This is a genomic window from Frankia tisae (assembly GCF_025403405.1).
Taxonomy (GTDB): domain Bacteria; phylum Actinomycetota; class Actinomycetes; order Frankiales; family Frankiaceae; genus Frankia; species Frankia tisai.
Window position 1 is genome coordinate 1 of the sequence record NZ_JANEZT010000086.1, and the last position, 19,504, is coordinate 19,504.

Annotated in this window: 18 protein-coding genes; 3 read left to right on the plus strand and 15 right to left on the minus strand. The window is 72.0% G+C overall.

The window, feature by feature from the left end:
* The 4 genes from NBZ85_RS10935 to NBZ85_RS10950 all read right to left on the minus strand — a co-directional run.
* A partial coding sequence (locus tag NBZ85_RS10935) for a hypothetical protein (RefSeq protein ID WP_261561886.1) occupies positions 1-489 on the minus strand: 489 nt, incomplete at its 3' end.
* On the minus strand, positions 486-1,700 hold the full coding sequence (locus tag NBZ85_RS10940) for an ArsA family ATPase (protein ID WP_261555614.1): 1,215 nt from the start codon (positions 1,698-1,700) through the stop codon (positions 486-488). The genes NBZ85_RS10940 and NBZ85_RS10935, both read right to left, overlap by 4 nt.
* Before the next feature lie 6 nt (positions 1,701-1,706).
* On the minus strand, positions 1,707-2,141 hold the full coding sequence (locus NBZ85_RS10945) for an SRPBCC family protein (RefSeq protein WP_261555615.1): 435 nt from the start codon (positions 2,139-2,141) through the stop codon (positions 1,707-1,709).
* Positions 2,142-2,295: 154 nt separating this feature from the next.
* Positions 2,296-3,063 carry a metallophosphoesterase family protein gene (locus NBZ85_RS10950; protein ID WP_261555616.1) on the minus strand — a complete coding sequence of 256 codons (768 nt, stop codon included), beginning with the start codon at positions 3,061-3,063 and terminating at the stop codon, positions 2,296-2,298.
* A gap of 299 nt (positions 3,064-3,362) precedes the next feature.
* Here NBZ85_RS10950 and NBZ85_RS10955 point away from each other — a divergent pair, with 299 nt between their 5' ends.
* Positions 3,363-5,168 (plus strand): AMP-dependent synthetase/ligase, encoded by a 1,806-nt coding sequence (locus NBZ85_RS10955; RefSeq protein ID WP_261561888.1) that lies wholly within the window; start codon positions 3,363-3,365, stop codon positions 5,166-5,168.
* Positions 5,169-5,199: 31 nt separating this feature from the next.
* On the opposite strand, the gene NBZ85_RS10960 is transcribed toward NBZ85_RS10955, so the two are convergent.
* The 5 genes from NBZ85_RS10960 to NBZ85_RS10980 all read right to left on the minus strand — a co-directional run bounded on the left by NBZ85_RS10960 (position 5,200) and on the right by NBZ85_RS10980 (position 10,028).
* Positions 5,200-6,348, minus strand: a complete 1,149-nt coding sequence (locus tag NBZ85_RS10960; protein WP_261561889.1) for a glycosyltransferase family 4 protein — start codon at positions 6,346-6,348, stop codon at positions 5,200-5,202.
* Positions 6,349-6,430: 82 nt separating this feature from the next.
* Positions 6,431-6,676 (minus strand): hypothetical protein, encoded by a 246-nt coding sequence (locus NBZ85_RS10965; RefSeq protein WP_261555619.1) that lies wholly within the window; start codon positions 6,674-6,676, stop codon positions 6,431-6,433.
* Between the two features lie 201 nt (positions 6,677-6,877).
* Complete coding sequence (locus NBZ85_RS10970; RefSeq protein ID WP_261561891.1) at positions 6,878-8,188, minus strand: NYN domain-containing protein; 1,311 nt, start codon at positions 8,186-8,188, stop codon at positions 6,878-6,880.
* Positions 8,189-9,163: 975 nt separating this feature from the next.
* Positions 9,164-9,559, minus strand: coding sequence for an HIT family protein (locus NBZ85_RS10975; RefSeq protein WP_261555620.1), 396 nt, complete (start codon positions 9,557-9,559; stop codon positions 9,164-9,166).
* A 55-nt stretch (positions 9,560-9,614) separates the two neighbouring features.
* Entirely contained in the window at positions 9,615-10,028 is a 414-nt protein-coding gene (locus NBZ85_RS10980) for a VOC family protein (RefSeq protein ID WP_136447358.1), read from the minus strand.
* A gap of 169 nt (positions 10,029-10,197) precedes the next feature.
* Between NBZ85_RS10980 and NBZ85_RS10985 the strand changes: the two genes are divergently transcribed.
* A complete protein-coding gene (locus tag NBZ85_RS10985; RefSeq protein WP_261555629.1) occupies positions 10,198-12,030 on the plus strand; it encodes a DEDD exonuclease domain-containing protein in 1,833 nt (610 codons plus the stop codon).
* 18 nt (positions 12,031-12,048) lie between these two features.
* On the opposite strand, the gene qcrB is transcribed toward NBZ85_RS10985, so the two are convergent.
* From qcrB to ctaE, 4 genes are read right to left on the minus strand one after another with little or no spacing between them, the layout of a single operon-like run.
* Positions 12,049-13,656: a cytochrome bc1 complex cytochrome b subunit gene (gene qcrB / locus NBZ85_RS10990; RefSeq protein WP_261555621.1), complete on the minus strand. Its 1,608-nt coding sequence runs from the start codon at positions 13,654-13,656 to the stop codon at positions 12,049-12,051.
* Positions 13,653-14,987, minus strand: a complete 1,335-nt coding sequence (gene qcrA / locus NBZ85_RS10995; RefSeq protein WP_261555622.1) for a cytochrome bc1 complex Rieske iron-sulfur subunit — start codon at positions 14,985-14,987, stop codon at positions 13,653-13,655. Before qcrA ends, qcrB begins: the two co-directional genes overlap by 4 nt.
* Positions 14,984-15,889 carry a cytochrome bc1 complex diheme cytochrome c subunit gene (gene qcrC, locus NBZ85_RS11000; protein WP_261555623.1) on the minus strand — a complete coding sequence of 302 codons (906 nt, stop codon included), beginning with the start codon at positions 15,887-15,889 and terminating at the stop codon, positions 14,984-14,986. Before qcrC ends, qcrA begins: the two co-directional genes overlap by 4 nt.
* Positions 15,890-15,894: 5 nt before the next feature.
* Positions 15,895-16,533, minus strand: coding sequence for an aa3-type cytochrome oxidase subunit III (gene ctaE / locus NBZ85_RS11005; RefSeq protein WP_261555624.1), 639 nt, complete (start codon positions 16,531-16,533; stop codon positions 15,895-15,897).
* A 561-nt stretch (positions 16,534-17,094) separates the two neighbouring features.
* Between ctaE and NBZ85_RS11010 the strand changes: the two genes are divergently transcribed.
* Complete coding sequence (locus NBZ85_RS11010) at positions 17,095-17,703, plus strand: hypothetical protein (protein WP_261561892.1); 609 nt, start codon at positions 17,095-17,097, stop codon at positions 17,701-17,703.
* A 249-nt stretch (positions 17,704-17,952) separates the two neighbouring features.
* Here NBZ85_RS11010 and NBZ85_RS11015 read toward each other — a convergent pair whose 3' ends face one another.
* Together NBZ85_RS11015 and NBZ85_RS11020 are read right to left on the minus strand one after the other, a co-directional pair.
* Positions 17,953-18,492 carry an SseB family protein gene (locus tag NBZ85_RS11015; RefSeq protein WP_261555626.1) on the minus strand — a complete coding sequence of 180 codons (540 nt, stop codon included), beginning with the start codon at positions 18,490-18,492 and terminating at the stop codon, positions 17,953-17,955.
* A gap of 356 nt (positions 18,493-18,848) precedes the next feature.
* Positions 18,849-19,445, minus strand: a complete 597-nt coding sequence (locus NBZ85_RS11020) for a DUF3501 family protein (protein ID WP_261555630.1) — start codon at positions 19,443-19,445, stop codon at positions 18,849-18,851.
* Between the last annotated feature and the right edge of the window lie 59 nt (positions 19,446-19,504).

The window sequence follows — 19,504 nt, forward strand, 5'->3', positions numbered from 1 at the left end:
GGGGTGGGCGGCGTTACCGGGGTGGGCGGCGTTACCGGTGTAGGCGTCGAGAGCCAGGCGGAAGGCCGCCGCCAGCGACTCCGCCGCGGTCAGCAGATGGCGGACCACCTCAGGCCGATCTCCGGCGAACATCGCCAGCAGCCGGCACAGCGGGCACGATGTGCACGGCCGTCCGTGGCCGGCGCAGTCCGGCCCACCGTCCGTATCCGCCGTGCCCGTATCCGCCGCGCCCGCGGGGGCGTCGGCGTCGGCCGGCGCGTACGCGCCAGCCCCCGCACCGCTGGCAGCGATACCGCTGGCAGCGTCGGCAACGGTTTCCCAGAGACGGCCACCCGATCCGGTGCCGGCCAGGCCGCGCAGGGCGTCGGCGAGCAGGGCCGCCTCGACCGCAAGCGGCCCGGGCGGGGGTGGACGATCCGTCGTTCGCCTGCCGGAACCACCGTTCGGACCGGCATCGCCGCGGGGCGGGTCGGTCGGGGCGGAGGTCATGCCCGCACCCACTGGTCCGGATCGGGCACGAAGGAGACCACCAGCCGATCGCCACGCAACCGGGCGGCGCTGACGTCGCAGCGGCGCAGCGCCGCGGGCAGCGGGACCGCGCGACGGAACGCCCCGACGGTGACGATCAGATCGTCACCCAGCCGGGCCAGGTCGATCTGGGAGCTGTCGACGAACGGAAGACCGAATGACAGCGCGTACCCGTTCTCGGTGCGTTCGACCCGCGGCGCCTCACCGGCCCCGGTCGGCGCGGCGCCGAGGACGCCCGCCGGGTCAAGCTCGCCGTAGGTCGCCGCGCCGAAGGCCGCGAGCTCCTCCAGGCCGACCGGCTCACCCGGACGGTAGCCCACCGGGAGGATCGGGGTCGGCGCGAACGCCCCGGTGATCTCGGCGAGCGCCTCACGGTGGGCGGCGGCCCAGCCGGCTCGCCAGGCGTCCGCCCCGGCCGGCGAGAAGATCCGGTTGACGACCACACCGTCGAGGGTGAACCCGTGCAGCGACAGCGCGGTGAGGCTGCTGCGCGCTGCGGCCAGCGCCCCGCTCTCCGGGGTGAGCACGAGCCGGATGCTGGTGGCCGCGTGGTCGGTGAGGATCGCCCGCAGGTCCACGGCAGCGCGGTGCACCCGGGAGACGGTGTCGTAGGCGGGCGCGGCGAGGTTCCCCCAGCGGCCGCCGAACGCACCCGCCCACCCGAAGCCGGGCCGCAGCCAGCGGGCGAAGGCGCCGTCGGGCGGCAGCAGCCGCCGGCAGTACCACGACAGCGTCTCCGGGAAGGCGAGCAGCCGCAGCAGTCCGGCGACCGGGCCACCGTCGACGATGACGACGTCGTGGTCGACGCTGGCCAGGCCGTCGCGCAGTTCGAGCAAGGTCAGCGTCTCGATGGCACCGGGCAGGAAGGCCAGCTCCTCGAGCTCGACCGGGTCGACGTCGAAGGACGGCCAGGTGCCGGCCAGCACCTCGCGCACGGCCGGCCAGCGCGTGCGGACGGCGCGGCGCAGGTCGACCTGCTGGCCGGTGAGCCCCGGCTCGAGCGGGGTCGGATCGGCGCCGATGGGATGGTCAAGCGCGCCGGCGAGCCCGGCCGCGGGGTCGACGGACAGGACCAGGGTGCGATGACCCCGTTGCGCGGCAAGGATCGCGGTCGCCGCCGCCACCGTCGTGGTGCCGGCGCCGCCCTTCCCGGTGAAGAGCACACACCGCACGTGCGCTCAGCTCTCGACGTGCTTCTTGAGGTCCTTGAGAGCGGCATCCACGATGCCGCTCTGTACCTTCCGCCGGAGCAGCCCCGGAATTTTGATCTTGGTCTCGGCGGTGAGGTCGTAGGTGACCTCGGTGGTGCCGTCGCCGCGGTCGCGCAGAGTGTAGCTGCCGTCCTGCGACGACATCGCCTGCCCCTCGACCATCGACCAGGTGACCTGGACGTCGTCGGACCAGACGTACTCGTTGACGAACTCGTCCTTGACCACGACGGCGTTGATCCGGAAGCGGGCGCGCCGGGGCCGGCCGTCCGGGCCGACGTCGAGCACCTCGGCCTCCTCGATCTGACCGACCCAGGTCGGGTAGGCGGGGATGTCTGCGATCGCCCCCATCACCGCGGCGGGCCTGGCGTTGATGACGATGGTCGATCGGGCGTGGTCCGCCATGGGAGAGCAGCACCTCCACATTCGTCAAGCACGTCTGAAGGAGCACGGCGTCGCCGGCCCACCGGCAACCCGGATCTCTCCGGGATCCCGGATCATTCCCCGACCGATCGCCTGAGGCTACCGGACCCTGGGCCAAATCTCGCCCAGCGGCCAGCTACCACTCGAGGACGAACGGGGTGCCTCGGGCGTTGAAATGACCGACGTTCACGCAACGCGTTCCGTCGATCTCCAGACTGGCGGCGAGAGGTTGGTGAACATGCCCGAAGAGCACGTAGCGGGGCCGAGTGGCGTGAATGGCCTCAAGGATCGCGACGCTGCCCCGCTCGAAGCGCCGGGCCTTGACGTCATAGACCAGCTCCGGCAGGTGCGGCGGAATGTGGCAGCACAGAACGTCGACCTCGCCGACGGCGGCCACCTTCGCGGCGAAGACGTCGTCGTCGATCTCGTACGGCGTGTGCATCGGGGTCCGCAACCCGCCGCCGACGAAGCCGAATCGCCAGCCGCCGATCATCGTGGTCTGCCCGTCCAGCAGGGTGATGCCGTCGCGCAGGTAGTCAGGGTAGAGGTGGGGCAGGTCGACGTTGCCGAACGTCAGATAGGTCGGGGTGGGGAAGGCCGCGAACAGCCGCTCGTACTGGCGGCGGATGGCGGTCTCGACGATCTGGGCTCGGTCGCCGCCGAAGCGCGCCCACAGCGAGCGCGACCACTCCCGCGCCTCGTCGAAGCGCTGCGCCGTGCGCAGCTCCACCATCCGGCTGACGGCCTCGGCGCCGAACAGATCACCCATGATCCCCCGACTGTGATCATGATAGTCGATGAACAGGATGAGGTCACCAAGGCAGATGAAGACGTCGGCGCCCTCGGCGGCGGCCGGCAGAGCGTCCGCGCGGCCGTGCACGTCGCTCACCACGTGGACCCGCATACCAGGAAGCTTAGGCTGCGAAGCGGGACAACCGGCCCGGTCTCGACGGGTCGGTTGTCCGTCACCGCAGTGCCATGCGACACCCACGCGCGCAGGGTGGGCCGACCCCGTCGCGGGCAGCCACCATCCGTACGCGGACGGGCCGCGCCCCCCCGTCGTTGCCGGCACGGTCGCCAGCATCTGGTCCGCCCGCTAACGTCTGGTGCCCTGGGCGGACATCCACCGTTCGGCGGCGTCGTCATCCGACGGACGCCCGAGGGCATCCGTAGGACGCACGAGAGCACCTGGTAGGAGTAGCAGTGCGGGAGTACACCTCTGCGCCCCTGGTCACCATCGCCGACAATGCGACGCTGACGGACGCCCTGTTCCGACATGCCGCCGCACGACCGAACAAAATACTGATTCGTCACAAGGTGGCCGAAGAGTTTGTCGGGATGACGACCGGCGAGTTCCGCGATCACGTGGTGGCCACCGCCCGGGGACTGGTCGCCCACGGGGTGGAAACCGGTGCCCGGGTGGGGATCCTCAGTCGCACGCGGTTCGAGTGGACCGTGGTCGACTACGCCGCCTGGGCCGCCGGTGCCGTCTCCGTGCCCATCTACGAGACATCCAGCCCGAGCCAGATCGAATGGATCCTCCGGGATGCGGGGATCGAGCTGCTCGTCGTCGAGAACGCCGAGCTCGCCGAGCGGGTCGAGCAGGTCCGCGGCGAGACTCCCGCCCTGCGTGACGTGCTCGTCCTCGACGACGGCGCGCTGGCCACCCTCGCCGCCGACGGCGCGGGCGTCGACGAGGAGCGCCTCGCCGCGGCGCGCGCGTCCCTCGATGCCGACAGCCTCGCGACGATCATCTACACCTCCGGCACCACCGCGCAGCCGAAGGGCTGCGAGATCACCCACCGGGCGTTGATGTTCACTGCGGAGGCGTCCATCGCCATGCTGCCGGAAGTGTTCGAGCCGGACTCCTCCACCCTGCTGTTCCTGCCGCTGGCCCACGTGTTCGCCCGGATGCTGCAGGTGGGCGTGGTTCAGGGAGCCTACGAGCTCGCCTACACACCGGACTCGCGAACCTTGCTGCCGGACCTGGCCAAGGTGCGGCCCAGCTTTCTGCTCGCCGTTCCTCGGGTCTTCGAGAAGGTGCACGCCGGCGCGCGGCTCAAGGCGCACGGCGAGGGCAAGGGCCGCATCTTCGACGCCGCCGAGAACACCGCCGTGGCCTACAGCGAGGCCCTCGACCGCGGCGGCCCCGGGCCGCTGCTGCGGCTGCGGCACCGGCTGTTCGCCGTGCTGGTGTACGGCAAGCTGCACGCAGCGCTGGGCGGGCGGGCCCGGATCGCGATCAGCGGCGGAGCACCGCTGGGCCCGCGGCTCGGTCACTTCTTCCGCGGCATCGGCTTCACCGTCGTGGAGGGCTACGGCCTGACGGAAACCTCGGCACCGGCGGCGGCGAACCGCCCGCACTCGGTGCGGATGGGCACCGTTGGGCAACCCCTTCCGGGGGTGACGATCCGCGTCGCCGACGACGGGGAGATCCTCATCCGGGGCGACCTGCTGTTCCGCGCCTACCGCCACAACGAGACCGCGACGAAGGAAGCGCTCGACGCCGAAGGCTTCCTGCACACCGGCGACCTCGGGTCACTCGACGACGACGGGTTCCTGCGGATCACCGGCCGGAAGAAGGAACTGCTGGTCACCGCCGGGGGTAAGAACGTCGCCCCGGCTCCACTGGAGCACGTCATCCAGTCCCACCCGCTGATCAGCCAGGCGATGCTCGTCGGTGACCAGCGCCCGTTCATCGCGGCACTGGTCACCATCGACCAGGAGGCCTTCGAGCACTGGCGCGACGGCGCCGGCAAGCCCGCCGGGGCGAGCGTCGCGGACCTCGTCGACGATGCCGACCTGCGTGCCGCGGTGCAGCAGGCGGTCAACGCTGCGAACGCGACGGTGTCGCACGCCGAGAGCGTCAAGAAGTTCGTGATCCTGCCGCAGGACTTCACCGTCGAGACCGGGGAGCTGACCCCGAGTCTGAAGGTCCGGCGCTCGCTCGTGATGGACCGCTTCGGCAGTGCCGTCGAGAGCCTTTACGCCGACGCCCGCCGCTCCTGAGGCACCAGGCCGCCGAGATCGGGCCGGGTTTTCAGCCGGGTTGGCCGGGTTGGCCGGGTTGGCCGGCGAGCAGCGAGTGCAGCTCGGCGGCGAGCACGTCCCAGCGCCAGCGCAGCTCGACCCAGGCCCGCCCGGCGGCGCCCATCGACGCGGCCCGGTCCGGATCGGCGAGCAGGTCTCCGACGGCCCGCTCCACCGCGCCGAGGTCGGTGCCGTCGACGACGAGGCCGGTGCGCTGGTCGAGCACCGCGTCAGGGGCACCACCGCTGTTCCCGGCCACCACCGGCAGGCCGGTCGCCGACGCCTCCAGGTAGACGATCCCGAGGCCCTCCACCTCCAGCCCGCCGAGCCGGGACCGGCACGGCATGGCAAACACGTCGCCGGCCGCATAATGCGCAGGCAGCTCCTCCCAGGGCACCGAGCCGGTGAACCTGACGTGCTCGGCCACGCCGCTGTCCCGGGCGAGCCGTTCGAGGTCCGCGCGATGCGGTCCGCCGCCGACGATGAACAGCACCGCGCCCGGCACCCGGCGCCGCAGCGCCGGTAGGGCACGCACCAGCATGTCCTGCCCCTTGCGCGCGACGAGGCGGCTCACGCACACCACCACCCGCCGCCCGGTCAGGCCGTACCGGCGGCGGGTCTCCTCCCGCCCGGCGCCGGGGCGGAACAGCACCGCGTCGACGCCGCTGGGCAGGCGGGCAAGCATCGGATGGGCGCCGAGCGCGGGCCCGATCCTGCCCCGGGTGTAGTCAGTCAGATAGGTGACGACGTCCGCGGTCGCGCCGATGCGACGCAGTAGCTGGCGGGCGGCGGGCAACGCCGCCCAGCCGACCTCGTGCCCGTGGGTGCTCGCCACGACGCGGCCCACCGCCGTGTCCTGGCGCAGCTTCGAGCCCAGTAGGGCGAGCGGGGCGGCGGCACCGAACCACACCGTGTCGCAGCCCTCCGCCCGGGCGATCTGACGAGCCCGGCGCAGCACGTCCGGGGTCGGCAGCATGAGCGAGGACCGGTGGCGCACGACCGGGAAGTTCTGCGCGGCGTCGAAGGCCGCGGCGCCCTCCCACGACGGGGCGTACACGACGATCTCGCCGGCCGGCAGCCGCGCCGCGAAGTTGTGCACGTAGGCCTGGATGCCTCCCGGGCGGGGCGGGAAGTCGTTGGTGACGGCCAGTACACGCATCCGCCCATGTTCTCCCACACCGATTGGTAGCCACCGCCCGGCTCCGACCCCATGCCCGCCCGCGCCTCGGCACGGCGGCCACTCAGCCGGCGCGGCGCGGCGACCGGGCCGCCCCGCGCTCGGCGGCACCGCGGGGCACACGCTGCAGCACCGAGCCGGCCAGCTCCGCCAGCGGCGGCAGCAGCCCAGCGGCGCTCAGCACAGCGAGCGCGCGGCGCTCCTGCGGGTCCCACTCGATGCCCCCGCCCTCCTCCGCGAACATGACGGTGACCACGCAGTCGGCGCACCGGGCGCCGCGGCCGACGCAGGAGTCGCAGTCGATCAGCATCGCACTCACCTTCCCAAGGACCGGCCGGTGACGGCCGGCGGCGGCACAATCCGCGCACCGATGTCCCGACGTGATCGACGGTAGGACTCGGGTCCGACAACTTTCGGCGGCCGGTTGGACAGCGTGCGGCGCAACGCCTGGGACGGCTCGACGACGGTCCGGCTCGACGACGGTCCGGCTCGCGCGCGGGTGGCCTGGACGCTAGCGGTCGAGCCGTGCCAGCAGCGCCGCCGACGGCACTGCTCGGGCCCCGGCCGCGGCGCTGTTCTCCGCCACCTCCCGGTCGGAGGTGACGACGAAGACCGGCCGGCCCTGCGGCTCCAGCCGCACCAGCCGGATGATCTCCTCGTCAGCGAGCTGCCCGGGGCGGCTGAACAGCACCCGAACCCCCCGGGGCGTCGCAACGCCGATCGGGCGGGCGACGACCGCGGTCGCGTCGAAGACCACCGTGACCTCGCTGTCCGGGTTGCGCCCGGCGAGCGCGCCGAGCCCCGACAGCAACCGTTCCCGCTGTGCCTGCAGGGTGAGCCGGCCGTAGCCACGCTTGGTCACGTTGTACCCGTCGATGATCAGATGCACGCCGGGCACGGCGAGCACCTCGTCGATGAGGGTGGGGTCATCGTCGGGCCGACCGCGCGCCCCGACGAACGCCTGCGGCGCGCTGCTCGGCCCGTCGCCGCCGCGGGCGAGCAGGTCCGCCGGCCGGGCGACCATCGTCGGCAGGTCGAGCTCGCGGCGCACGCCGTGGGCCGAGGCGATAAGCGTGTCGAGCAGGACGCGCATGCGGGCGTCGTCCATGCTGCGGGAGTCGCGGGAGTCCCGGCGGGTGGCGGCCAGGGCGCTTTCCAGCTCGGCGACCCGGCCGCGCAGCCGGCGCACCTCGGACTCGGCGTCACGACCGGCGGCGAGCGCCGCGTCGCGGGCCGTCTCGGCCGCGGCCACCGACTCCCGGGCGGCCTCCTCGGCACGGCGGATCCGATCCGACGACGCCCGCAGCCGCCGCCGGGCCTCCTCCGCCTCGACGCGGGCCGCAGCGAGGCCCTCGCGCAGCTGCCCGAGCTCGCCGGCGGCGCTGCGCTGGTTCGCCGCAAGCTGGTCGGTGAGCCGGCGGATCGTCCGTTCGGCCTCGTCGGCCCGGCCGCGAACCTCTGCCTCGGCGGCCGCGGCCGCGGCCAGCTCGACCAGTTCGGGCCAGTGCGGGACGCGCAGCAGGTAGGCCACCGCGGCGACCTTCTCCGGCGGGGCAGCCGGCGGCGGCCCATCGGCGGAATCGGCGGCCTCGGCCAGTTCCGGCTGGTGCCGGCGGATCCACTCGGCGACTCGGCCGCGGAACACCTCGCTGTCAACGGCGGCGGCCAGTGGGATCGCGCCCGCCTTCGCCCGCCGGGACGCCTTGAACCGGCGTACCGCGACGAGCGATGGCGGAACGTCGGACTCCGGCAGGTCGGCGAGCGTCTGCCCGGCGAGCTCGATGACGTACTCCCGCACGGGCGCGGGCAGCGGCCCCGTCACAGCCCGCTCCCGCATGGGGCGACCGCCGCGGACACGGTCCGGACAGACCGCGCGCGGAAATGTCCCTCAGCGCCCGGATGACACGGGAAATCGGACGGGCCGCGTCTCCGGCGGCTCGTCCGACCGGCCAGACAGCTAGGCACGTGGGACTCCGGAGCCGACGGGAAGAACGATGAAGGTACAGCCTATCGAGAGAGCTCAGAGGGCTCACGCGGACCACCGCTGTGAGATCACCGATCGGTGAGCCCAGCCAAGGCGGGCATTATCTCATGCGATAGCCGGCTTATGTAGCCTCGCGTGGTGCGTTCCCCCACGCTCGATTTATTCCAAACGCGGCCCGGGCTGCGTCGGAGAGGACCATCCTGACCGGCCAGAGCCCGCTCACCAGCCCCGGGCGGTGACGGGAGCCAGCAGACGTGGAAGCAGCCGAGTAATCCCTGGCACCAGCCCGCAGAGACGCCGAGCGGAGCAGTCCTGGCCGCCTCCGCAGCAGTCCGGCGGCGGCTGTCAGCAGGGCGCCCCGCCGCCGCAGCGGCGCCCGCAACCCGCTGTTCGTGGTTGTGCCGCTGGCGGTCGTCGCCGCGATCGTCCTCGGGGTGGTGATCGCGCTTGCGGGCGGAGGTGACGACTCGGATGGCATCACCGCGCCCGTACCGGCACCGTCGTTGAACGCACCTGCACGCCCGGAGGCGAGGCGAACTCCTCCGTCAGCGACTTCGAGGCCCGAGTAACCCTGAACAGCGTCTGTTCGACCACCGGACAGGTGACCGAATACGGCGACCCGCCGAACCAGGGTTCCTGCTACGTGCTGAACGTGACGGCCGAGGTGACCCGCGGGGACGCCTCCGCCTCCCCGTCGGACTTCTACGCCCAGACACCGGACGGGACGCGGTACGACGGCAGCTACGACGAGTCTGAGCCCGCTGCGGGCGCACCGGGTGGGGTGACCCCCGCTGGACCCGCCTGGCCTCGGTGTCAGCCGACGGCGGCGCGGATCCGTTCCGCGACGGCGTCGAGTTCGGCCGAGTCCGGGTTGTGGTCGACGAGCGCGAAGTCGATCTGCGACTCGTTCTCGATGGGCAGGAGGTGCACGTGCACGTGTGGCACCTCCAGCCCGGCGACGAGCGCCGCCACCCGCCGGGGCCGGAAGGCGGCGTCGATGGCCCGACCGACCGTCGCGGCGGCGGTCCACAGCGCCGCCTGGACACTGTCGGGCAGGTCGATCCAGTGGTCGATCTCGGCACGCGGGACCACCAGCGTGTGACCCGGCCGGATCGGCGCGATCGTCAGGAACGCCACCGTGTACTCATCGGAGTACACGATGCGCCCGGGAAGCTCGCCGTTGATGATCCGGGTGAAGACGCTCGGCATGGCTCACGACCCTACCGACCATGTCCCGCCACGGGCCGACCGGCAGGCGCGGTCATCAGACGTAGGGCCGGGCGAAGCCGGCCGGACCGGCCGTCATCACCCGGAACTCGTTGCCCTCCGGATCGGACAGGACGTACCCACGCTCCCCGTCGTCGTCGTACCGGCTGACCCGGCGAGCGCCGAGGGTGGACAACCAGCCGATGACCCGCTCGGCGTCGACCGCGTAGAGGTCCAGGTGCAGCCGGCTGGGACCCCCGCCACGGCGGGCCCCCGGCCGCAGCAACAGCTTCGGCCCCGCACCGGCGGGATGGCGCAGCAATGCCGCGTCGTCGTCACGCCGGTCCACCTCGTAACCCAGCGCGGCCGACCAGAAACGGACCATCACCTCCACGTTCGCGCAGTCCACTGCGACTCGCCCCACCCGAATGCCGTTCGTTTCAAACCACGCCACCTGCGCATGATTTCGCATTCGAGGCGGGTTGGCCCGCCGAGTTACCACCGCGTGTCTCCGGCGTGGCGCCGCCCGAGGCGCAGGACAGCCCCACGCCGGCCACAAGGACGCCCGCATGCAGGCCCATCTCCATCCGCCGCGGGCGCCCCGCGGCGAAACTGTCGGCGGCAAGGCTTACCGTGACGCCGTGCGTCCAGACCCCGCAGACCGCCCCACCACCGCCGACGCCGGCCTCCTCGCCGAGGGCGTCCCCGGGCACCGCCAGACCAGCCTGGACGAACTCGGCCGGCCGCTGTCCGACCTGGCGTTCGTCGTGGTTGACCTCGAGACGACGGGGACCTCGGCGGCGACCGCCGAGATCACCGAGATCGGCGCGGTGCGGGTGCGCGGCGGCGAGGTGCTCGCGGAGATGTCCACCCTGGTCCGGCCGAGCGTGGGCATCCCGCCGATGGTGTCGGTGATCACCGGGATCACCGACGCGATGGTGGCCTCGGCCCCCGTGGAGGCCGAGGTGGTGCCGACCTTCCTGGAGTTCGCCCGCGGTGCCGTGCTGGTCGCCCACAACGCGCCGTTCGACCTCGGCTTCCTGCGTGCGGCGGTGCAGCGATGCGGCTACCCGCCGCCGGCCTGGGAGCACCTCGACACCCTGCGCATGGCGCGGCGGTTGGTCAGCCGCGACGAGGCCCCCGACTACCGGCTCGGCTCGCTGGCCCGGCTGTTCCGCAGCTCGACCGAGCCCTGCCACCGCGCGCTGGCCGACGCCCGGGCCACGGTGGATGTGCTGCACGGGCTGTTCGAGCGGCTCGGCAACGCCGGCGTGCGCACGCTGGAGGAGCTGCACGAGTACAGCGCCCGGGTCTCGCCAGCCCAGCGCCGCAAGCGCCACCTCGCCGACGGGCTGCCGACCGGGCCGGGGGTCTACATCTTCCGCGACGCCGACGGGCGGGCCCTCTACGTCGGTACCTCTCGCTCGGTCCGGTCCCGGGTGCGCAACTACTTCACGGCGAGCGAGCCCCGCACCCGGATGGCCGAGATGGTGGCCGTGGCCGAGCGGGTGGATGCCATCGGCTGCGCGCACGCCCTGGAAGCCGAGGTGCGGGAACTGCGGCTGATCGCGGAGCACAAGCCGCCGTACAACCGCCGCTCCCGCTTCCCGGAGCGCACCGTCTACCTCAAGCTCACCGACGAGCCGTTCCCCCGGTTGTCCCAGGTCCGCGCCACCCGGGACGAGGCGACCTACCTCGGTCCGTTCGCCAGCACCCGCGGCGCGGCCGACGCGGCCGACGCGCTGCTCGCCGCCGTGCCGCTGCGCCAGTGCACCGGTCGGCTTTCGCCGCGCGTCCACCGTCCCGCCTGCGCCCTGGCGGACCTCGGCAGGTGCGGTGCGCCCTGCGACGGCCGGGAGGACGTCGCCGCCTACGCCCGCCACGTCGCCGCCGCCCGGGCTGCGATCACGGGCGATCCGGGGCCGGTTATCGCCGCGGCGACCCTGCGCATCGACCGCCTGGCTGGCGAGCGGCGCTACGAGGAGGCGGCCGTCCACCGCGACCGGATGGTGGCGTTCGTCCGCGCCGCCGCCCGCGGTCAGCGACTTGTCGCACTGACCCGCATCGCGCAGCTCGTCGCGGCGGCGCCGACCGCGCAGTCCGGCTGGGACCTGGCCGTGGTTCGCCACGGCCGACTGGTGTCCGCGATCAGCGTGGCCCCGGGAATCGACCCGCGTCCCTGGGTCGACGCCGCGGTCGCGAGCGCTGAGACGGTGCAACCGCAGCCGGGTCCCGCGCCGTGCGCCTCCGTCGAGGAGACCGAGCGGATCGCCCGCTGGCTGGCCGGGTCCGGGGTGCGGCTCGTGCACCTCGACGGCGAGTGGAGCTGGCCGGTGGCGGGCGCCACCCGCGCCGCGCTGCGCTACGCCGACGTACTTCGCTCCCCCGACCTGCCGGAGCCGGCGGCACCGGCCGCGGGGCCGGCCCGCCGGCAAGGCGGACCGGCCCCGCGGCCGGTGTCAGCTCAGCGCTGACGAATCAGTGGCGGTTGTTCAGTGCTTACCGCCGCCGACCGGGGTGCTCGGGCCGCCGGGGCCGGTCTCCTTCTCCTCGACGAAGAAGCCGCTCACCGCCTTACCGGCGCGGCGGGCGAGGCCCTTGCCCTCGCCGTTGCCGTGGCCGTTCGCCGACGGCAGCGCGAACCGGTCGTTCGGAACCTGCGGGTGGTCGGGCACCGGGCTCGGCTTCGGCCGGTGGTCCTCCACGAACTCCCCGCTGGGCAGCTGGCGGATGATGCCGGTCTCGATGCCGTGATGGTCGACCTCGGCATCCTTCGCCTGCAGGCTGAGGCAGATCTTCTTGGTGATCGCGTAGGCGATCGGCGGGACGATGATCAGACCGATGCGGCCGGACCACGTCATCGCGTTCAGCGAGATGCTGAACGTCTTCGCGATGACGTCGTTACCACCCGAGATCCACAGGACCAGGTAGAAGCTGATCGACATCGCGCCGAGGGCGGTCCTGGTCGGCGCCTCCCGGGGCCGCTGGAGCAGGTTGTACGACTTGGTGTCGCCGGTGAACCTGGCTTCCAGGAACGGGTAGAGCGCCAGCAGCGTGAACAGGATGCCGGGCAGGACCGCCGTCGGCCAGAACACGGCCGGGATGGTATGGCCGAGGCCGCGGAACTCCCACGGCGGCATCAGTCGGGTCGAGCCGTCGAGGAAGCCGATGTACCAGTCGGGCTGGGACGCCGCGGAGACGTTCGACGGGTCGTACGGCCCGAACAACCAGATCGGGTTGATCTGCGCGAGCCCGCCGAGCAGGGCGAGCATCGCGAAGACCATCATGAAGAACCCGCCGGACTTCACCGCGAACACCGGGAACACCCGGTGGCCGACGACGTTGTGCTCGGTCTTGCCCGGGCCGGGGAAGTCGGTGTGCTTCTGGTGCCACAGGATGCCCATGTGCGCGCCGATGAGGGCGAGCAGCACACCGGGCACCAACAGGATGTGGATCACGTAGAGCCTGGGCAGGAAGTTATCGCCCGGGAACTCGCCGTTGAACACCAGGAACGACGCCCACGTCCCGATGATCGGAATGGACTGGGCGATCGAGGCGGCGATCCGCAGACCGGTGCCGGAGAGCAGGTCGTCCGGCAGCGAGTAGCCGGCGAAGCCCTCGAGGATGGCGAGGATCAGCAGGCCGACCCCGATCAGCCAGTTGACCTCGCGCGGCTTGCGGTAGGCCCCGGTGAAGAACACCCGGAACAGGTGGACGACGATCGACGCGACGAAGATCAGCGCGGCCCAGTGGTGGATCTGGCGGAACACCAGCCCGGCCCGGGTGTCGAAGCTGATGTCCAGCGTCGAAGCGTACGCCCGGCTCATCTCCACGCCCTTGAGCGGGACGTAGGAGCCGTGGTAGATGACCTCGGTGTTCGACGGATCGAAGAACAGCGTGAGGTAGATGCCCGTGAGCAGCAGGACGATGAAGCTGTAGAGCGCGATCTCCCCGATCATGAACGACCAGTGGTCGGGGAAGACCTTGTTCAGGTTGCGCCGCAGCCCGGCCTGGGTGCCGAACCGCTCGTCGATGGCGCGGTTGGCCTTGCGGACCGGGGTCGGCCTCTTGACGAACTCCGGGGGGGATGCGGTTGTCATGAGCGCTCCCAGAAGGCGGCACCGACCGGTTCATCGTAGTCACCGTTGCGGGCGTAGAGAAATCCCTCGTCGTCCGCCGCGATGGCCAGCTGCGGCAGCGACCGGCTGGCCGGGCCGAAGATCGCCCGGCAGCCGTCCAACACGTCGAAGACCGACTGGTGGCAGGGGCAGAGCAGATGGTGGGTCTGCTGCTCGTACAGGCTCACCGGGCAACCGGCGTGCGAGCAGATCTTGGAGTAGGCGACGATGCCCTCGACGGACCAGTTCTCCCGCCCCTTGCGCGGCCGGTCCAACCCCGGTGGCAGCCGGATGAGCAGCGTGGTGCTGTCCGCCTTCGTGTGCACGTCGGTCTTCGGCTTGTAGGTGGTCGTGCCGTCCGCCTCGGTCACCGGGATGGCCGGGAAGACCGTCTCGATGCCGCCGATGGAGATGTCGCCGAGCTTGACCAGACGGCCGTCCCCGGTGACCAGGCGCGAGCCCTTCACCCAGGAGGTGTGGTCGAGCTTCTTGCCCGGCTTGGAGTTGGTCAGGTTCAGCAGCGGCACCACGATCAGCCCGCCGAGCACGGTGCCGGCGCCCAGCAGGGTGCGGCGCAGCAGCGGGAAGCGGGCGAGGCCGGTGTCGGCGAAGCCGGCGGTGATCTCCGCCTCGGTGACCGCGATCTCCTCCTTGGGGGAGGTGAACTCGTGGCGGTCCTGAACGGCCTGCTCGTGCGGCATCAGCCGCTTGGCCCACAGGATCATGCCGATGCCGAGGCCGCCGACGGCCAGGCCGAGCGCCGAGCCGAGGCACGGCGTGTAGTACGCCTGGTGCTTGTCGCCGACGAAGTTCGTGATGACGAAGCCGACCGTGCCGACCACCGAGATCAGGAACCAGCAGGCGATCAGCCGCTCCGCCCGCCGCTCGGCGCGGCGGTCGACGTCCTCGGCCCGCGGGGGGCGGAGGGTGAGCCCGCCACCGCCGCGGGCGTGCGTGCCGTAGGTCGGCTGGGCCACCCCGGCGTCTCCGGTCCGCATCACCGTGGTCTCGGGATCGCGGGTGGAGTCCGTCTGGTTCGGCGGGGTGCCCAGGGCCTCCGGGCCGTCGGAGGTGCCGGCCGGGACGTCTGGGCCCCCGGCCGAGATCCCCGACCCCCCGACGGGGGCGCCCGAGGTGTCAACCGGGTGCTTGGCCCGCTTGAAGATGCTGCTCATCGAGTCCTGATCCGACTTGTCGGCCGGCTCACCCTGGTAGCCCGCGTAGTGCACGCGTTCCTGGGCGGAGTCCCCCGGCTGGTCCCCTCCGCCCGAGCCCGCCGGTCCCGGCGTCCCCGGGCCCGTCTGGTCACTCATACCTTCTGCCTCGCTCCGATCCACAGGCACACGGCCAGCAGGCCACCGATGCCCACGAGCATGGCCAGCAGCCCCTCCGGCACCGGACCGTACTTACCGAGGCTGAAGCCACCAGGACTTGTGGTCTCGTTCATGTGCTTGATGTAGGCCGTCACGGCGACGGCGTCCTCGTCACTGAGCTGACGGTCCCCGAAGACCGGCATGGACTCCGGTCCCGTGCGCATGGCCTCGACGACCTGCTTCGGGGTGGCCTCGCTCAGCGAGGGCGCGAACTTACCGTAGGTCAGCGGGGCACCCTGCCCGGTGGCCGTGTGGCAGCTCGCGCAGTTGGCGCGGAAGAGCTCGCCGCCCTGGGCCAGGTCGGCCTCGCTGAGATCCTTGTCGGTGACCTTGGGCACCTCCGGGCCGCCACCAAGGCTCGCGACGTACGCGGCAAGCTGGTCGATCTGCGTCGCCGAGTAGATCGGCGGCTTGCGGTCGGCCTGCGCGGCCGGCGCGGCCAGCGGCATGCGCCCGCTCGAGACCTGGAAGTCCACCGCGGCAGCGCCGACGCCGACGAGGCTGGGACCGGAAGGGGAGCCCCCGCCGACCAGACCATGGCAGGACGAGCAGCCTTGCAGGTACAGGGCGCGGCCCTGCCGGACGGCCTCGTTGGCGTCCGCCGTCTGCGCGGCGTTGCCCGTGGGAGCCAGCATCGTCCACAGCACCCCGGTGGCCAGCAGGCCGAACACGAGGACGAGGGCGGAGGATCTCCGGCGCCGGCGCGCGGAAGGACCACGCTTGCGCGCGGACCGCTTCGTGGTTGCGACCGGCGTCGCGACCTTGCTCGGCGCGGAGTCCGACGAGGTTTCCGACGGTGGGTCCGACGGCATGTCGGACGGTGTGTCCGGGGTTTCAGTCATGTCGCTCACTGGAGGAGGTAGATGGTCGCGAACAGGGCGATCCAGACGACGTCGACGAAGTGCCAGTAGTACGACACGACGATCGCCGATGTCGCCTTCTCCGGCGTGAAGCGCCCGAACGTCGATCGACCCAGCACCATGGCGAAGGCGACGAGACCGCCGATGACGTGCAACCCGTGGAACCCGGTGGTCAGGTAGTACACCGAGCCGTAGGCGTGCGAGGCCATCGTGAACTTGTTTTCGCCGAAGTACTCGTTCGCCTGGCCGCCGACGAAGACGAGGCCCATGAGCAGCGAGATCAGGTACCAGAACCGCAGCTTGTAGACGTCACCGCGCTCGGCGGCGAACACCCCGAGCTGGCAGGTGACGCTGGACAGCACCAGGATCACGGTGAAGAACAGCGCGTACCCGACGTGCAACTCCACGGGACCGTGTTCGGAACCGGCGGGATCACCCGTCACGGGCGGCCAGTTGCCGCTGTTCACCGAACGGATCGTGAAGTACATCGCGAACAGGGACGCGAAGAACATCAGCTCCGACGACAGCCACACGACCGTGCCGACCGAGACCATCGAGGGACGGTTGGCCGTCGGGTGTGGTGGAGGAGCCTTCTCGAGGACGGGGGCTGAGGCCACGACGGCCATTCTGGCACGCGATGCTCCAGGCGCCACCGTAGGTTCGACGTTCGGTAGGACTACGACTCGTCGATGACCGGTCCCAGCCGCTGTGTGGACCGCCCCACCCACCGCACAAATCGCTGCGCCGCAGCCGAAACCGCAGGTCCTCGGGGCGCGGCGGCGAGGTTCGAAAAAACCATGACGATCGGCGCCCGCCCGACGGATGTTGTGTGCCTCACCCCTCGCACGTCCACCGCAGGGGCCAGGTCGCCCGGCCCGGCGAACCCGGGCCGGACGGCCCGGCCCACGTGGCCGCCCGCGTGTCCTGCGACCGCCTCCGCCGATTGAAACGGCAGGTCAAGGCGCCTTTCGGACGCCGCGAGCACCCAGTCGGGCGCCGGCGGCAAGCGAGTCAGGGACGATCGACGGGCAGGTCGGGACGCTCGAGCGGCGCTTCGGGACGATCGTGGGGCGCCGCTGCGTTCAACCGGGCACCCGCCGCACGGAAAGGGGCGGCAGATGGAGAACGGACGGCGAGCCGATCGCGTGCCCGCCGACTCGGTGGTCGGAAGGAAGTCGAGGTTGCCGATGCGATGGCCCTGGCGGGCCGGGCGCGCTGCGGCGCCGGTCCTGGTCGACGACGGCTCACTCGCCGTCCTCGCCTCGTCGTTCGACCCGGCCGCCGGTGAGGGCCCGGCACTCGCCGCCCTGGCCGCCACCGGCCATCCCCCCGCCACTCCCGTGCTGCTCCGCCACCTGTTCGTCCTCGCCGAGCCCCCCGACGCACACGAAGCCCCCGACGCACACGAAGCCCCCGACGCGCCCGACGCGCCCGACGCGTCGGCCTCCGATGGCACTGCGGGCACTTCCTTGCCTTTCTGGGGGCCTCGGCGTCCGATTCGTCCCCCCGAAACAGCAAGGGAAGCGGCGCTACGGGCCATGGTCGAGCGAGACGGCTACAAGGTCCGCTGGCTGGACCACCAGCTCGCAGTGACCCGCCAGACGGTCCCGACGGTCCTGGCCGTGGCCCAGGAGCGGGCCCGGATGACGGGCCTGGAGATGCGGCTGCCCGTCACCTACCTGGGCTGGCAGGCACTGGCCCCGCCGCCCGGCCCGGCGCCGCCGAGAGATGACGGCCGGAGGACCGCCCTGGCAGCCCTGGCAGCCCTCAGGCCATGGTTCCGCGGAACACCATGATCACCGGAGTCGGGGCCGGGTACGGCGACCGACCGGATCATTCCCTGCCAGAAGGGCGAATCCCGCAGCGGGACCACCACTCGACACGTCCTGCCGGCAACGACGGACGGACCGGCTCCACGCCCGGGCGGAAGGCGTGCGGCCGGCCCCGTCGATGCGCGAGCCTGCGTGGGAACCTCGGTCCCCGACCGGGCGCATCGGCCCGGTCGGGGACGTCAGCCGGATGATCGAACGGGCCGCCTGGTCAGATCAGGTGGACATGGCGGCGAGTGCCCGCAGGCCCTCCGCCGGCAGGGCGATCCCGGTTTCGGAACCCGGGTCGACCGCCAGCAGCAGGTCGTCGGACGGCCAGATCCGGCCGAGGGTCGCGATCTGCACGGTGCGGTAGCGGGCGACGTCGGGCAGGGCCTCCGTCAGGCGCTGCTCGGACGTGAACGTCGGGACGAACTGGGTTCCGTCCTGACGCTCCGCAACGGGTAGTTGCAGGACCTCGCTCTCCTCGGACAGGTCGGTGATCTCGTTACCGAGGTCGGGTAGCAGGACGTCCGCAAGGGCGAGGTCGCCGAGCGCGGAACGCTCATCGGCCCCCTCGGCCAAGCGGTGCAACGCGTCGAGCGCCGCCGCGCCCTGCTCGGACGCCCGGCCACCGGCCGTCGGCGCCCCGCCGGGCCCGGTGCCGCGGTCGGCCGCGCTGACATGCGCCGGGTCGCGGTCGAAATCGCCGCGGGGCTGGTCGGGAGCGCCTGAGCCGGCGGACGCGAGGTCGGGACGTAGCTGGTCATCGGTCACGGGTGACTCCCTTGACGTGGATGAACGTGCTGACGTTAGGTGCCGTAAGCCCTTCGCCTACCCGGTCGCGGGCGCCCCGAACGGATGACCCGCAACAAATCTCGCCAGCCGCCCTCAGCGGCCACCGACCTCATGCTTACCCCACTACCCATTCCCCGAATCGGTGGCCCGGATGAGCGACGCCGGCCCGTTTCGGGACAGGCACGGGCCGTGGCAGTCTGATCTCATGGGGGAGCAGAATCCTGACATGCCCGCTTCCGCGGGCCAGGCGGACCAGGCGGGCCGGGACGTCATCCCCGGGCCCAGCAAAATCAAGCAATCGTCGCGGGCCCTGCTGACGTGGGCTGCGGGGTGAGTCAGGGGCGCAGGGCGAGGTCGGCGATGAGGGCGCGGCGGGTGGCGCCGGTCAGCGGGGTGGACTCGCTGTACTCGGCGTGGTCGACGACGAGCTCGGCGGGGACGTCCGGGTCGCGGAAGGCGTCGCGGAGTTCGTCGGTCAGCACGAAGCGCACCGTGTGCACCGAGACCGTCTCGGACGGGACGTCCGGGTCCTCGTCGAGGCCGGGGATCTCCTCCCCCGCGACGCGGCTGCCACCGATCTCCAGGGCCAGGCTGTGCTGCAGGCCGGCGAGGCGGCTGAGCTCCTCGCGCACCGTCTCGAGCACGTTGAGCTCGATGAACACGGTCGCGGTCAGGACGTGGCTGCCGGGCAGCAGGCGGGAGTACGCCTCGATCTCGTGGGCGACGTCGGCCGACGCCGTCAGCCGCTCGGTGTAGACCATCTCCTGCACCTGGTAGCGCAGGGTCTGCTCGTTCTCGAACTCGGCGAGGACGATGTCGCCGACCCGGACGCGGCGCTCGGCGCGCACGGGGAGCATCTGGCGGCGCAGCTGCGGGCGGCTCTCCGCGTACGCGTGGTGGTCGGTGGTGATGTCGGCGACGGTCAGCGCCATGGCGCGGCCTCCTTGTCCGGAAGCGAGGGTGGTGATCGACGGGTGACGGGGCGGTGGGG

Coding starts and splice junctions, on each gene's coding strand:
- NBZ85_RS11020 (WP_261555630.1), bottom strand. CDS start 19,445: ATGGCGCTGACCGTCGCCGACATCACCACCGACCACCACGCGTACGCG.
- NBZ85_RS11010 (WP_261561892.1), top strand. CDS start 17,095: ATGCGATGGCCCTGGCGGGCCGGGCGCGCTGCGGCGCCGGTCCTGGTC.
- NBZ85_RS10965 (WP_261555619.1), bottom strand. CDS start 6,676: ATGCTGATCGACTGCGACTCCTGCGTCGGCCGCGGCGCCCGGTGCGCC.
- NBZ85_RS10980 (WP_136447358.1), bottom strand. CDS start 10,028: ATGCGAAATCATGCGCAGGTGGCGTGGTTTGAAACGAACGGCATTCGG.
- NBZ85_RS10950 (WP_261555616.1), bottom strand. CDS start 3,063: ATGCGGGTCCACGTGGTGAGCGACGTGCACGGCCGCGCGGACGCTCTG.
- NBZ85_RS10975 (WP_261555620.1), bottom strand. CDS start 9,559: ATGCCGAGCGTCTTCACCCGGATCATCAACGGCGAGCTTCCCGGGCGC.
- NBZ85_RS10945 (WP_261555615.1), bottom strand. CDS start 2,141: ATGGCGGACCACGCCCGATCGACCATCGTCATCAACGCCAGGCCCGCC.
- NBZ85_RS10960 (WP_261561889.1), bottom strand. CDS start 6,348: ATGCGTGTACTGGCCGTCACCAACGACTTCCCGCCCCGCCCGGGAGGC.
- qcrB (WP_261555621.1), bottom strand. CDS start 13,656: ATGACAACCGCATCCCCCCCGGAGTTCGTCAAGAGGCCGACCCCGGTC.
- qcrC (WP_261555623.1), bottom strand. CDS start 15,889: ATGACTGAAACCCCGGACACACCGTCCGACATGCCGTCGGACCCACCG.
- qcrA (WP_261555622.1), bottom strand. CDS start 14,987: ATGAGTGACCAGACGGGCCCGGGGACGCCGGGACCGGCGGGCTCGGGC.
- ctaE (WP_261555624.1), bottom strand. CDS start 16,533: ATGGCCGTCGTGGCCTCAGCCCCCGTCCTCGAGAAGGCTCCTCCACCA.